Below are 14,635 nucleotides of genomic sequence, written 5' to 3' on the forward strand. Positions count from 1 at the left end.
GGAGGCGGCAATAGCGATTCTTTGCCTTTTAATTACCTAGCAGAAGATGGTAGAATGGATGTTACTGTTTTATAGCAAGTTACGTTAATCGTGGAAATATCTTATTCGTGGTTGAGGAGTGAAAGTATGACGGAGCAAAATATGCAATTGGAGCAAGAGCAGCAGCGCGTGGATGATGTTACGCTAATCATACGCTCGCGAATAGAGGAGTTTCAGAAACAGGTTGGCGGTCTCCGCGGGGATATTGTCGATATTAGGCGTGATTTTTGGGATGATGTGACACTTAACTTTGAAGATGCGGCGGAATCTGCTGAGTCTCATGCCAGTATGAAGCAGCAAGCTGAAGTACTGTCTGAGCGGGAAAGAAGCTATCGGCATGCCGAGGAGCAGCTTAAAACGCTTTTAAAGCTAGAACATTCTCCTTATTTTGGAAGGATCGATTTGAATGAAGATGGGCAAGTGAAGTCGGAAGCCATTTATCTAGGGGTGGGTTCGCTCCTTGACGAGAGCGGCTACGAGTATTTGATCTATGATTGGAGAGCGCCCGTATCCAGTCTTTATTATGATTTTGGGCCGGGACCTGTTCAATACGAGACGCCTAGCGGCAAAATTAGTGGCGAATTATCATTGAAGCGACAATTCATCATCCGGGACGCTGAGATCCGAAGTATGTTCGATACCGGCGTTACGATTGGCGACGAGCTCCTGCAAGAAGTGCTTGGCAAGCAGTCCGATGCGCAAATGAAAAGCATCGTTGCTACGATACAAAGGGAACAAAATCGCATTATCCGTAACGAACGGGCAAGGCTGCTTATCGTTCAAGGCGCAGCGGGCAGCGGCAAAACCTCGGCAGCGCTTCAGAGGGTTGCTTACTTGCTTTACCGCTACCGAGGGATTTTGAATGCGGATCAAATTGTATTATTTTCACCAAATCCGATGTTCAACAGCTACATTGCAACCGTCCTTCCTGAGCTGGGCGAACAAAATATGCAGCAAACGACCTATCAGCAATATCTAGAGCATAGGCTGGCCAAAACCTATACGCTTGAAGATCCGTTTTCCCAAATGGAATATACGCTGGCAGCTGTTGACGAAGAAGGCTATGAGGCAAGAATTGCCGGCATTACGTACAAATCAAGCTTAGCTTTCATGCATCTTATCGATGGCTATGCTGCAGAGCTCGGGCATGGCGGTCTTGCGTTTCGAGCCGTAGTATTTAAAGGGCGCACGCTCATATCGGAAGAATTGATCGCGGAGCAGTTCTATAAAGGGGACCGCTCCATTTCCATTGGCAACCGGATGAGGCTGACGGCGGAGTGGATGCTTAAGGAATTGACGCGTTTAAGCAAGGAAGAGAGAGAACAGGAATGGGTGCAAGAGGAGATCGAGCTGTTGGATCAAGAGGCTTATTCTAAGGCTTACGAGGAGCTGCAGCGCAAAAACCGCTTTTCGGGAAGCTCATTCGACGATTTTGACGCTGAGCGGGATTATTTAGCGGCAATGGTTGTACAGGAGAAGTTCAAAAGGCTGCGAAGAAGAGTGAAGCGGCTTACGTTTTTGGATGTTCCCACGATTTACAAACGCTTCTTTGATCATGAGGCGCTCCTGAGTGAGCGTTTGAAGGCTAGCGGGCACGAGCTTCCGGCGCAGTGGCAGGAAATAAGCGGCCAGACGATAGCTAGCTTGAATAATGGCATCATTTTTTATGAGGACGCGACTCCTTATTTATATTTAAAAGAAAAGCTCGAAGGCTTCCATACGAATACATCCGTGAAGCATTTATTCATTGACGAGGCACAGGACTATTCACCGTTCCAATATCATTATCTGAAGCGAATTTTCCCTAACTGCAAAATGACGGTGCTCGGCGATTTGAATCAATCTATTTTTGCGCATGCTGTCACAGGAAACGGATTTGAGCCATTAGCCGAAATCTACAGTGAAGAAGAAACTGAGAAGATTATATTGACCCGAAGCTACCGCTCAACCCAGCCAATCGTAGCTTTCACGAGCCGAATGATCGAGGGCGGAGACCTAATTGAGCCCTTTAACCGTGACGGTGAAGAACCGACGATAACCCAAGTGTCCGATGAAGTACAGCTGGTGAAAGCAATGGGAGATAAAATTGGGCATTTGGTCGATGCGGGTTACCAATCGATTGCAGTCATTTGCAAAACGGCTGCCGAAAGCAAACGGGTATTTGCGGAATTGCAGCAGGAGCTGCATACCCTTCGGTTAGTCGAAAAAGAAACGGTCACCTTCGAGAAGGGCATTGTTGTTATTCCCTCTTACCTAGCCAAGGGCGTTGAGTTTGATGCGGTAATAATCAGCAATGCAGGCGAGGAGTATTACGGACGGGAAAGTGAACGGAAACTGTTCTATACCGCTTGCACAAGAGCCATGCATGAGCTGCATCTCTTTTATACGGGTAAACTCACTAGGTTTATCCCCTAGTTTTATTTTCTAATTTCTTGCCAAATCTCATGAACATCCACTTGAAGCTCCGAAGCGATCAGCTCTGCTGTCAGTCTTTGGGGCTTTAAGATTTTTCCGTTGCGCAGCTTCGAAATGGTTTGTATGGAGATGCCGGTTAGAGCAGAGAGATGTCCAGCGGACATATCTTTCTTGGCCATCCATATTCTCAGCTTCTGCGAGGCATCGATTTGATCGTCAATGGGATTTAAATCCCAAATGACAAATGCAAATTCCCGAACATCACCGAACCCATCAAGGATTGGGGCGAATGTAACCGACATGTTCAATTCAATGCCGCTTAACTTGCTTGTTCGGATGGTCAAACTTCTCTCTTCTTTGTCTAGCTTGGCTTTTTGTAGCACTTGTCTCATGGGTCCCTGCTCTGTATCGGCAACAAATTGGAGCAGTGATTCGTCATTCATCTGCTGGGCTTCGAACAAGGAATGGCCAAGGCTGTCTCGCAAAAAACGGATATGTTCATGTCGGTCTACAATGCCGCTTATGAGTACTTTATTTTTTTCAGACTGCTGCTCAATCCATTTGTAAGGGGTTAGATCTTCAAAGATAACAAAGGAACGTTTGGATGAATTAGCGCTGCATCTGGGCAATGGCTGCTGGTCCAATCTTACGGGCAATAACTTTTTTTGCTTGGTTAAAATACTGACTTCGCTTTTTAAAACGGGCACCGAGGTTTCTATTTTATATTCCTTCAGAAATAGGCTGCCTTTTTCGGATTGAAGCTCATTGATCGTATAGCCGGTCATTCGAATAAAAGCTTGATTCGCATCTTCGATTCGCACTCCGTTAGCATCCTGGACCAAAATCAACATGGGCTGATCCATCATTTGAAAAACATGTTCATAAATCGACAAACCTAGACACTCCTTATAATTTCCATTAAATATCCTATTAAGCTATTAAAAGTATAAAATAGCCCTTGCCTTCAAACAAGGGTATGAATATGTCGTTTTGGTTGCAGTTTCAAATACGTAAAATGAGTTTAATTATTTAAACTTGATAGCTTAACGGAAACGTAGATCGTGCATTATCCTCCTAAGTGATTCAAAATCGATCAAAACAAACCCACAGCAGGCTTTATTCTATTTCCATTTCCCGATAATATGATAGCAAACAACCATATCGCTTAATGACCGAATTGGCAAAAGCACAGGGGAGACTGAATATGAATTATTGCAGCATAGAAAACTGTTTGAAGCCGATTAAAGCGAAGGACCTTTGCGCGATGCATCATCAGCGTATGTTAAGGCATGGTGATCCGTTTATCGTTAGACCCCGCCGAGCGAAACAAGTGGTAGACTGCAAATGGGTAAATTGCTCAAAAACATCAATAACTAAAGGGTATTGTTCAAAACATTATTACATTCAACGCGTCATTAGGGCAAGTCAGATTAATGTCACTTAATCTGACATTTGGCAAAAATAAGCTGTCGAAATCTATGAAAACGACTGTGTTTTTTTCATGAAACCATGTATAATGTGGGTAAGTGATGCTGACGCAGTTCATTGATTCTCATCATAGATCGTCCATCAGGGAGGTGAAACCAAGAATGGTTCAACAAGCACCTAACGGATTATCACACAAGGATCTATATTTATTCAATGAAGGAAGTTCTTATCACAGCTACCGTTTTATGGGTGCTCATCCTGTGCGAGTGAAGGGCAAGGATGGTGTTCGGTTCGCGGTTTGGGCTCCGAATGCTGCTGAAGTTAGAGTCATTGGCGGTTTCAACGATTGGGTCGGTAAGCAACATGTTATGGATAATGTTGGTACGACAGGCATCTTCAATCTGTTTATCCCGTATATTGGAGAAGGGGAACTGTACAAGTATGAATTGATTGCTTCCGACGGAAGCGTCATTCGGAAAGCTGATCCCTATGCTTTTTTTTCAGAGCGCCGCCCGGGAACCGCTTCTATCGTAACGAGTTTATCCGGTTACGAGTGGGAGGACCAAACTTGGACAGAGCACAAGCGTCAACACTCCCCCTATTCCAACCCGTTGCTTATTTATGAGGCGCATGCGGGATCTTGGAAAATAAAGGGAAAAGAAGACTTTTATACTTATGAAGAATTGGCTGAAGAGTTGATTCCTTATGTTGCCGACATGGGTTACACGCATGTTGAGTTAATGCCGCTGGCAGAACATCCGCTAGATCAATCCTGGGGCTACCAGATTACCGGTTTTTACAGCGTAACTAGCCGTTATGGCACGCCAAAGCAGTTCATGCACTTTGTGGACAAATGCCATCAAGCAGGGCTAGGCGTTATTTTAGACTGGGTACCTGGGCATTTCTGCAAGGATGATCACGGGCTTCGTCTTTTTGACGGAACGCCGATTTTTGAAGGCGCAGACGCCAAACGCGCAGAGAAGCCGCTATGGGGAACACTTTCTTTTGATTTCGGAAAGAAAGAGGTCATGAGCTTTCTCATTTCCAACGCGCTGTATTGGATGGATGTCTTTCATATCGACGGCTTGCGAGTGGACGCTGTCGCTAACATGATTAATTTACATATGGACAAACCGCCTGAAATGTTCACCTATAATGAATTAGGCGGCTCAGAAAATTTAGACGCTCTGCGCTTCATCAAGAAACTCAATGAAACCGTGTTTCATTATTACCCCGACACATTAATGCTAGCCGAAGATTCATCTGCATGGCCTGCCGTGACTTCGCCTACCTACAAAGGCGGCCTCGGATTTAATTTTAAATGGAATATGGGCTGGATGAACGATATGCTGCGCTATATGGCGCTGGATCCACCCGAACGCTCGCAAAACCACCATCTCATTACATTCTCGCTCCTATACGCATTTTCAGAAAATTATGTTCTGCCACTATCACATGACGAAGTTGTGCACGGAAAACGATCCCTATTAAATAAAATGCCCGGTAGCTACGAAGAAAAATTTGCTCAGCTGCGATTGTTTTACGGATTTTGGATGTCTCACCCCGGCAAAAAATTGCTGTTCATGGGCAGCGAGTGGGGGCAGTACGACGAGTGGAAAGACGGCGATATGCTGGACTGGATGGTGCTCGATTACGACATGCACCATGGCATGCAGCATTACGTCAAAAAACTCAATCATGCCTATCTCCATCAGCCTTCCTTATGGGAACGGGACCGAGACCCGGATTGCTTCCAATGGATTGACGTCCATAATGCAGAACAGTCGGTCGTTTCCTTTATCCGAAGGGGAAATGCCGATTTCACCATCGCCATCGCCAATTTCTCCAGAAATGATTACCCAAATTATCGTATCGGTGTTCCAGAGCCAGGTTCATACCGCTCTTTCATAAATAGCAATGACAAGCAATATGGCGGAACGCAAACACAACCAGAAATTTGCTACAGCAGCGAAAACGTCGCCTGGCACGGTCACAACCAAAGCATTACGCTTCACTTACCTCCCCTTGCATTCCAATTAATCAGCTATGATCAGGGGAACACACTTTGAGAGGGAGTTGGTGTCCATGGGCCGTAAAGAAATGATCGCTATGCTGCTTGCAGGCGGCGAAGGGAAAAGACTTGGCGTGCTAACGAAGGATTTAGCTAAACCAGCTGTCTATTTCGGGGGTAAATACAGAATTATTGATTTTACTTTGAGCAATTGCGCCCATTCGGGGATCGATACGGTAGGTGTTCTTACGCAATACCAGCCGCTTGAGCTTAATCGCTATCTTGGCATCGGCAGCCCGTGGGGACTTGATCGCCGAGATGGGGGCATGACGATCCTGCCGCCATTTATGAAACAAAAAGGCGGCGTCTGGTATAAGGGAACAGCCAATGCGATTTATCAAAACATGTCCTTTATTGAGCCTTATAATCCTGAATATGTGCTGATCATCTCAGGCGATCATATTTATAAAATGGACTATGAGCTAATGCTTCAGCATCATAAGCGCTCAGGCGCGGATGTGACCATTGCGGGTATCGAGGTGGACTGGAAGGAAGCAAGCCGATTTGGCGTCATGCACATCGACGACGAGGATCGGATTACGGCATTCGAAGAGAAACCGAAAAATCCGACGAGCAATATTGCTTCTATGGGCGTTTATATTTTCACCTGGTCCGAGCTTCAAAAATATTTAATCTATGACGAAGCGAGCCGGAGCTCGAGCCATGACTTTGGCAAGGATCTTATTCCTGCGATGATGCGCGACGGGAAACGGCTGCATTCTTATCCTTTCAAAGGGTATTGGAAGGATGTCGGCACAATTGAAAGCCTCTGGGAGGCTAACATGGATTTGCTTGCCGATGAGCCGCCGCTGGAGCTGGCAGATCCCGATTGGCGAATCTATTCCGTCAGCCCCAATCAGCCGGCTCAGCATATTGGAGCAACGGCCGAGGTTTCAGCCTCGTTGATTACCGAAGGCTGCATGATCGAGGGTATTATTGACCGTTCCGTATTGTTCTATGGCGTAAAAGCAGCTAAAAATACCGTTATCTCAGAGTCGGTCATCATGCCGAATGTCCGCATCGGGGAAGGTGCCCGTATATATAGAGCCATTATTGGCGAAGGCGCGGTCGTGCAGGCGGGCGTAACCATCGGAAGCCCGGATGATGATGCCATTACTGTCATTGCCGTGGATCAATATGTAACCAATGATCATTTGCTGCAGGAGGTGGAGCACTCATGAAGCATAAAGTCATGGGCGTCATTAATTTAATTCACGAAACGGATGAGCTGGAGTATTTGACGCAAGGCCGCTGCCTTGCTACGGTTCCCTTCGGCGCTAGATACCGCTTGATCGACTTTGTGTTGTCGAGCATGGTCAACTCCGGCATTTCCAAGGTGGCGGTTTTTGCCCATACGAAATACCGTTCCCTTATGGACCATTTGGGTTCCGGCAAGCATTGGGATTTGCAGCACCGCCAAAGCGGATTGTTCGTGCTCCCGCCGGCAACCGATGACATTCAGGAAATCAGCCGCGGTGATCTATACCATTTCTATCAACAGCGCGATTATTTTAATCGTTCTTCTTTGGAATATGTTGTCATTACGCGCAGCCATATGGTCTGCAATATCGATTTTGAGAAGGTTATCCAGTTCCATGTGGAGCGCGAAGCGGATATCACGGTGGTTTGCAAGCAGCAGGAGGATTTGCTGGCAGGCAAGGCGCGCAAGGTGAAGATGAATGAGGATGGCCGTATTACAGCTATTCAGGATCACTATGGCCGTATGGCAAGCGACATCAGCTCAATGGAAATGTATATTATGCGCAAGGATTTACTAATGGAGCTTGTTGAAACTTCGCTAGCGCAAGGCCAGGATCATCTCGTGCGGCATGCGATCTTCTCCCGACTGGATAAGCTGAACGTATACGGTTATATGTATGAAGGTTATTTAGGCGTTGTAAATACGCTTAGCAGCTATTATCGCAATAATATGAATTTACTAGACCCCGACGTTTGGAAGGAACTCTTTTATCAACCGGGACCTATTTATACGAAGGTGAAAGATGAACCGCCGGCCCGCTATTTAGGCAGCTCCAAAGCAACGAACTCGCTCATTGCGAACGGCTGCCGGATTGAAGGGACTGTTAATAACAGTATATTGTTCAGGGGCGTTCATGTACAAAAAGGAGCCGTTGTCAGTAACAGCATTGTCATGCAAAACGGCGTTATTGGAGAAAATAGTATTTTACAACATAGCATCTTGGACAAGGATGTTCGCGTAGAGGCTGACCGTGATATCCGTGGCGCTGCCAGCGCGCCATTCCTTGCTGGCAAGCGAAAAATTATATAATTTTATAGTTTGAAAAATCGACCATCATGAGATGATTTGCCGCGACATATGCCCTTTAACGCGATAGGAAGACTAATGCTGTTTCCAATTGGGTTGATGCAGATGCTCAAGCGGCGTCAATAAGAAAGGAGAATCCTATGAACATTTTGTTCGCAACCTCTGAAGCTGTGCCGCTTGCGAAGACGGGCGGACTCGCCGACGTTGCAGGGGCGCTCCCTAAGGCGCTGAATAAGCGAGGCGTTGATACCAGGGTTGTATTGCCCAAATATGCACAAATCCCTGCTGCTCTTATCGGGCAGTTTGTTCAAATCGCAACGTTTAACGTTTCCTTCGGCTGGCGAAATCAATATTGCGGTTTGTTAAAGGCTGAGTTTGAAGGCGTCACCTATTATTTAATTGATAACGAGCACTATTTTAAGCGGCATGGACTGTATGGCTACGATGACGATGCCGAGCGATTTGTCTTCTTTTGCTTTGCGGTGATGGAGGCTGTCCGCTATATGGATTTTCATCCGGATATCGTTCATTGCCATGATTGGCAAACCGGCCTGATCCCATTCTTGCTAAAGACAAGATACTTTTATGATCCGGCCTGGGCATACACCAAGTCCGTATTTACGATTCATAACCTGAAATATCAAGGGTTGTTCGGCATCGAGCATTTGCAGGATCTGCTTGGCGTAGGCCATGATATGTTTTATGCGGACAGCCTTGAATTTCATGGCGCGGGAAGCTGTATGAAGGGTGGCCTTGTTTATGCAGACAAGCTGACGACGGTCAGCAATACCTATGCTGAGGAAATCCAAACCGAATATTTTGGCGAGAAGCTAGATTCCTTGCTTAGGTACCGTTCCGGTGATTTGATCGGCATAGTAAACGGCATTGATGACGAGCTATTTGATCCGATGAATGATGCTGCGCTGGAAGTGCCTTACCGCAACTCAATCAGCCGCAAGCGGAAAAATAAAGTGGAGCTGCAACGAGAGCTTGGCTTGCCGCAATCGGAGGAAATTCCGCTAATCGGCATCGTATCGCGTTTAGTGGAACAAAAAGGCTTTGACCTGATTACTGCCACATTTGAGGAGATTCTCCATGAGGATGTTCAATTCGTAATCTTGGGAGCAGGCGATGCGCAGTATGAGCATTTCTTCAACGATGCGGCATACCGCCATCCCGATAAGGTTAAAGTATGGATCGGCTATGATGACAGACTGGCACGCCGCATCTATGCGGGCTCGGATATATTCGCGATGCCCTCCCAATTCGAGCCTTGCGGCCTCAGTCAGCTTCTTGCGCTGCGCTATCGTTCCGTCCCAATCGTTCGGGAGACTGGCGGACTAAAGGACACGGTACAAGCCTACAACGAATATAATGGCGAAGGAAACGGCTTCAGCTTTACGAATTACAACGCGCACGATTATATGCATACCGTACGCAGGGCGCTCGCTCTATACCGTAATGAGGAAGTCTGGAAGCAGATTGTGAATAATGGCAACAAAGAGGATTACAGCTGGAACCGCTCCGCCAAAGCCTATATATCCGTTTATTCACAACTTTTAGCGCACCGAAAGGAGAACGATTCATGGCCCGTCATCTTGTAATCGGCAACGGTAAGATGCTCCTCAATTTGGATCAGCATTGTTATATTCGGGATATTTATTATCCGTTCGTCGGACAGTTGAATCACGTCGGCGGTCAGTATTGTCGCTTGGGGGTATGGGTAGAAGGTTCTTTCAGCTGGCTCGATGAGCCGGCATGGCAGTTCGATCTCGATTATGTAGAGGATTCCTTGGTTACGAACATTACAGCGAGGCATGACGGCTTAGGAATTGAGCTCCACATGAACGATGGCATTCACCAGCGCGAGTGCATTTATATAAAACGCGTTGTGATTCGCAATCGAACAAATGATACCAAAGAGGTTCGCCTGTTTTTCCATCAGGACTTGATGATCGATGGAACGGAAGTGGGTGACACTGCGGTCTACTATCCGGAAAATCATACTCTTTACCATTACAAGAGAAACAATTATTTCATGTTTAACGGCTTCTCCGATGAAGGGGGCATGACCCAGTATTCAACGGGGATCAAACGATTCCAGTCCGCGGAAGGAACATGGCGCGATGCGGAGGATGGCGTGCTTATGGGCAATTCGATTGCTCAAGGCTCCGTGGATAGCACGATTAGCTTCCGCACGGTTGTTCCTCCTAATAACGAGAAATCGATTTACTATTGGATGTCGATCGGTCAAAACTTAGAAGAAGTCAAAGAGCTGAACCAATATGTGCAGGAAAACCATCCCGAAAAGCTGCTAAGCCGCATGGTGATTTACTGGAAGCATTGGCTGCGCCGTGCCGAATCCGACCTTGGCGATCTGCCCCCGGATGTGGTGAAGATGTTCAAGCAAAGCCTGCTGCTCGTGCGGACGCAGGTCGATGAGCGGGGGGCTATATTAGCGGCAAATGATACGGATATTTTGCAATATAACCGTGATCATTACAGCTATATGTGGCCGCGTGACGGAGCGCTCATTGCGGATGCGATGTCTATGGCTGGCTATCAGAGCGTCATTGCGCCGTTTTTCCATTTTTGCGCGCAGGCGTTGTCACCTGAGGGTTATTTGTATCACAAATACAATCCGGATGGCACGGTCGGCTCAAGCTGGCATCCTTATATCGTGCAAGGAAGCAGACGTTTGCCCATCCAAGAAGATGAGACGGCGCTTGTGCTGTTCGCCTTATGGAAGGACTATTCCCGGAATCAGGTCATTGAGCTGCCACAATCGCTTTACAGCAATTTAATCCGGAAAGCTGCTTCATTTCTTAGCTCCTATATGGAGCATTCCTTATCGCTTCCTAAGCCTAGCTACGATTTGTGGGAGGAGCGCTACGGCATTTGGACGTACACGGCGGCCTCTGTCTATGGTGGGCTGATGGCGGCTTCGTTCTTTACGGATTTATTCGGCGATTACGAACGCAGCGACCATTACAAAAGCACGGCAGAAGCGATTAAGCACGGGATGATTACGCATCTGTGGGATGAAGAAACGGGACGTTTCGCGCGTGGCCTTATCCAAAAGGATAATCGCTGGGTGAAGGACATGACGCTGGAGAGCAGTTTGTTCGGCGTTCTGGAATTTGGGGTCCTTCCGGTAGATGATTACCGTGTTGTTCAGACGATGGTAGCCATTAAGGAAGGGCTTCAAGTTAAAACGCATATCGGAGGCATCGCCCGCTATACGAACGATTATTACTTCCAGCAATCCGGCGAAATCGATAAGGTGCCTGGAAATCCATGGATTATTTGTACGTTGTGGGTTGCCAATTTCGAGATTGATTCCGCCAAAACGTTAGCAGAGCTGGAAGGCCCGCGTCAGACGCTGCAATGGGTATCGGATCATGCGCTGCAAAGCGGCCTGCTGCCGGAGCAGTTGAATCCTTACGACGGCTCACCATTGTCTGTTGCGCCGCTAACCTGGTCACATGCAACGGTTGTGCACAGCGTCAGCAAATATGCAGAAAAATATAAACGTCTACGTGCTGAAGCAGAGGCAAACGGATTTTAATTGCTCGCTGCATACGTATCGATGGATACAAAAAAAGACCTTGCATGCTGCTCAACGAGCGTGCAAGGTCTTTTTGCTGAAAGGAATGCACTCAGAAGCGATCATCCAGATACCAGCGGATTGAATAAATGCATAAAGAGCGTTATTGTAGAAAATACAAGGTAGATGAATACGATTCCAGGTTATAGCGCTAGAATCAGCATACGGAGGTCATAAGTTGAATAGAAAATATGTAATCGGAGTTGATATTGGCACGACGAGCACAAAGTCGGTGCTCTTTACGGCGAAAGGCACAATCGTGGCAAGCCACGGCAAGGAATACCCGCTCCATTCTCCATCTCCCGCCATTGCGGAGCAGGACCCTGATGAAATATTTAATGCGGTGGTAGAAACCATTGGACAGGCTGTTGCCAAGAGCAATGTACTGCCTGAAGATATTTTATGCGTATCCTTTAGCTCTGCCATGCACAGCGTTATAGCCGTTGATGCGGATGGCATTCCCCTTACGAAATGTATCACCTGGGCGGATAACCGAAGTATGGAATGGACTGAAAAAATAAAAAACGAATGGAACGGCCATGACATCTATTTGCGTACGGGAACGCCTATCCATCCGATGTCTCCATTATCAAAGCTGACCTGGCTGCGCCATGAGCACAAAGAGCTGTTTGACCTTACATATAAATTTATTTCGATTAAGGAATATGTCTTCTTCAAATTGTTCGGCCGCTATGTGATTGATATTTCTATTGCATCTGCAACGGGGATGTTCAACTTGGAAAACCTGCAGTGGGATGAGGAGGCTCTGAGGGTCGCAGGGGTAACGCCGGAGAAGCTGTCGGAGCTTGTTCCGACGACCTTTAAGCTAGAAGGATTAGAGGAGCCCTATGCTTCTCAAATGAAAGTATTGCCCTCAACACCGTTTATTGTGGGCGCTAGTGATGGCGTGCTGTCCAACCTAGGTGTCAATGCGATTGAACCGGGTGTCGTGGCGGTAACCATCGGAACGAGCGGTGCGATTCGCGCAGTAACCGATAGGCCGGTTACCGATCCGAAAGGAAGAATTTTTTGTTACGCGCTAACAGAGAAGCTTTGGGTGATCGGCGGTCCGGTGAACAATGGAGGCATGATTTTCAGATGGGTGCGCGATCAGATTGGCACAGAAGAAATTGCAACGGCCAATAAGCTGGGCATCGATCCCTATGAATTGCTCACGGAGCTTGCGGCCAAAGCGAGGCCTGGATCGGAAGGGCTTATTTTCCATCCATATTTGTCCGGGGAACGAGCGCCTTTGTGGGATGCTAATGCCCGAGGTTCCTATTTTGGATTAGGACTGCATCATAAGAAGGAGCATCTGATCCGCGCAGCGCTGGAGGGCGTCATTTTCAATTTATACAGCGTGCTGATGGCACTTGAGGAATTGACGGGAAAACCGACAAAAATTCAGGCGACGGGCGGTTTTGCGCGCTCAGAGTTATGGCGGCAGATGATGGCGGATATTTTTGATCAGGAATTGCATGTGCCGGAAAGCATAGAAAGTTCCTGTCTAGGGGCTGTTATTCTTGGTTTGTACAGCATCGGAGAAATTGACTCGCTGGACGTGGTTGCTGATATGGTAGGAGGTTCCCATTTCCATTTGCCTAACCCAAAAAATGCTGAGATCTATTCGGAGCTCATGCGGATTTATATACGGGTATCGCGGCTTCTTACAGAGGAATATGCCAATATCGCAGCCTTTCAGCAAAAATGGGTTTAGGCCAAATAACAAAAACAGCCGGGATACGGCTGTTTTTGTTTGTTTAGCGTGATGGTTTATGTTGGGAAAAGGAAATTAATTATCTGCTGCCAATAGGCGTTGAATAAACATGTGAGCCGCCATCATCGTCTTTTCTTCCTTATGGCGAATGATGGAGAAGCTGCGCTCCAAGCTTGCCGCATGAAGACGAAGCTCTGTTAGTTCACCGAGTTCAAGCTCTTTACGTACGATCCATCTCGAAAGCATGGCGATGCCTAAGCCAGCCACGACGGATTCCTTTACGCTTTGGCTGCTGTTGAAAACGTAGGTCCGCTTCGGCGTTATGCCGGCACTTTGGATAAATTGATCGCTATACGCGCGTGTACCTGAACCGATTTCCCTAAGAACCCATACTTGATCTTGGAGCATTACCCCATTAATAAAGCGTTGGCTGGAAAGAGGATGGTCTGCGGGGGCTATGATGATCATTTCATCCTTCATATAAGGAATAATATGGAGATCAACCGCTTGGGTTTCTCCTTCGATTAGTCCGATATCCAGCTCTTTTGTCCGAACGGCTTGTACAATTTCCTCTGTGTTTCCTATGGTAACTTCAATGGCGACCAAGGGATATTGTGCTGCAAACGCTGCGAGCTGCTTGGGCAGCACATATTCGCCAATGGTAAAGCTAGCCCCTATGTGAACGGTTCCCGTAACTTGATCCTGCAGCAGTCGAACGTCTTGCTTGGCCTCCTCGTATAAACGCAAAATCTGTTTCGCCTTCTGATAGAGAATATGGCCAGCCTCTGTAAGGCGAACCTGCTTGGGGGAACGATGGAGAAGCTTGGCGCCAATCTCGTTCTCCAAATTGCGGATGTGCAAGCTGACGCCTGGCTGCGAGATGTTCAATAGCTCTGCAGCCCTGGAGAAATGGCTTTGCTCCGTCACGGTGACAAAGACGCGCAACGCTTCAATAATCATTATTATCCCTCATTATTAGATCCTTGTTAGTCTTGCATAACCTAATCATAAGCTAATTCTAACGATTCGACAAACCCAATCATAAGTAAACCTAATCGTACGGATAGCGAT

General features: G+C 47.1%; 9 protein-coding genes. 7 read left to right on the top strand and 2 right to left on the bottom strand.

Annotated features, from left to right (window positions below):
- Nucleotides 1-126 precede the first annotated feature (126 nt).
- A complete protein-coding gene (gene helD / locus FJQ58_RS14115) occupies nucleotides 127-2,454 on the top strand; it encodes an RNA polymerase recycling motor HelD (RefSeq protein WP_139994415.1) in 2,328 nt (775 codons plus the stop codon).
- 2 nt (nucleotides 2,455-2,456) lie between these two features.
- Here helD and FJQ58_RS14120 read toward each other — a convergent pair whose 3' ends face one another.
- Nucleotides 2,457-3,347 carry a helix-turn-helix domain-containing protein gene (locus FJQ58_RS14120; protein ID WP_139994417.1) on the bottom strand — a complete coding sequence of 297 codons (891 nt, stop codon included), beginning with the start codon at nucleotides 3,345-3,347 and terminating at the stop codon, nucleotides 2,457-2,459.
- Nucleotides 3,348-4,043: 696 nt separating this feature from the next.
- On the opposite strand from FJQ58_RS14120, the gene glgB reads away from it, so the two are divergent.
- From glgB to gntK, 6 genes are all read left to right on the top strand, one after another.
- Nucleotides 4,044-5,951: a 1,4-alpha-glucan branching protein GlgB gene (gene glgB, locus FJQ58_RS14130; protein WP_139994421.1), complete on the top strand. Its 1,908-nt coding sequence runs from the start codon at nucleotides 4,044-4,046 to the stop codon at nucleotides 5,949-5,951.
- Nucleotides 5,952-5,967: 16 nt separating this feature from the next.
- On the top strand, nucleotides 5,968-7,134 hold the full coding sequence (locus FJQ58_RS14135) for a glucose-1-phosphate adenylyltransferase (protein WP_139994423.1): 1,167 nt from the start codon (nucleotides 5,968-5,970) through the stop codon (nucleotides 7,132-7,134).
- Nucleotides 7,131-8,243, top strand: a complete 1,113-nt coding sequence (gene glgD, locus FJQ58_RS14140) for a glucose-1-phosphate adenylyltransferase subunit GlgD (protein WP_139994425.1) — start codon at nucleotides 7,131-7,133, stop codon at nucleotides 8,241-8,243. Before FJQ58_RS14135 ends, glgD begins: the two co-directional genes overlap by 4 nt.
- 137 nt (nucleotides 8,244-8,380) lie before the next feature.
- Nucleotides 8,381-9,844 carry a glycogen synthase GlgA gene (gene glgA, locus FJQ58_RS14145; RefSeq protein ID WP_139994427.1) on the top strand — a complete coding sequence of 488 codons (1,464 nt, stop codon included), beginning with the start codon at nucleotides 8,381-8,383 and terminating at the stop codon, nucleotides 9,842-9,844.
- Nucleotides 9,826-11,808: a glycoside hydrolase family 15 protein gene (locus FJQ58_RS14150; RefSeq protein ID WP_139994429.1), complete on the top strand. Its 1,983-nt coding sequence runs from the start codon at nucleotides 9,826-9,828 to the stop codon at nucleotides 11,806-11,808. The genes glgA and FJQ58_RS14150 overlap by 19 nt, the downstream gene beginning before the upstream one ends.
- A gap of 217 nt (nucleotides 11,809-12,025) precedes the next feature.
- Nucleotides 12,026-13,564 carry a gluconokinase gene (gene gntK, locus FJQ58_RS14155; protein WP_139994431.1) on the top strand — a complete coding sequence of 513 codons (1,539 nt, stop codon included), beginning with the start codon at nucleotides 12,026-12,028 and terminating at the stop codon, nucleotides 13,562-13,564.
- Nucleotides 13,565-13,639: 75 nt separating this feature from the next.
- On the opposite strand, the gene FJQ58_RS14160 is transcribed toward gntK, so the two are convergent.
- Nucleotides 13,640-14,524, bottom strand: a complete 885-nt coding sequence (locus tag FJQ58_RS14160; RefSeq protein WP_139994433.1) for a LysR family transcriptional regulator — start codon at nucleotides 14,522-14,524, stop codon at nucleotides 13,640-13,642.
- Between the last annotated feature and the right edge of the window lie 111 nt (nucleotides 14,525-14,635).

Source organism: Paenibacillus paridis, from assembly GCF_006345825.1.
Classification (GTDB): domain Bacteria; phylum Bacillota; class Bacilli; order Paenibacillales; family Paenibacillaceae; genus Pristimantibacillus; species Pristimantibacillus paridis.

Coding starts and splice junctions, on each gene's coding strand:
- FJQ58_RS14160 (WP_139994433.1), bottom strand. CDS start 14,524: ATGATTATTGAAGCGTTGCGCGTCTTTGTCACCGTGACGGAGCAAAGC.
- glgD (WP_139994425.1), top strand. CDS start 7,131: ATGAAGCATAAAGTCATGGGCGTCATTAATTTAATTCACGAAACGGAT.
- glgB (WP_139994421.1), top strand. CDS start 4,044: ATGGTTCAACAAGCACCTAACGGATTATCACACAAGGATCTATATTTA.
- helD (WP_139994415.1), top strand. CDS start 127: ATGACGGAGCAAAATATGCAATTGGAGCAAGAGCAGCAGCGCGTGGAT.
- FJQ58_RS14135 (WP_139994423.1), top strand. CDS start 5,968: ATGGGCCGTAAAGAAATGATCGCTATGCTGCTTGCAGGCGGCGAAGGG.
- FJQ58_RS14150 (WP_139994429.1), top strand. CDS start 9,826: ATGGCCCGTCATCTTGTAATCGGCAACGGTAAGATGCTCCTCAATTTG.
- glgA (WP_139994427.1), top strand. CDS start 8,381: ATGAACATTTTGTTCGCAACCTCTGAAGCTGTGCCGCTTGCGAAGACG.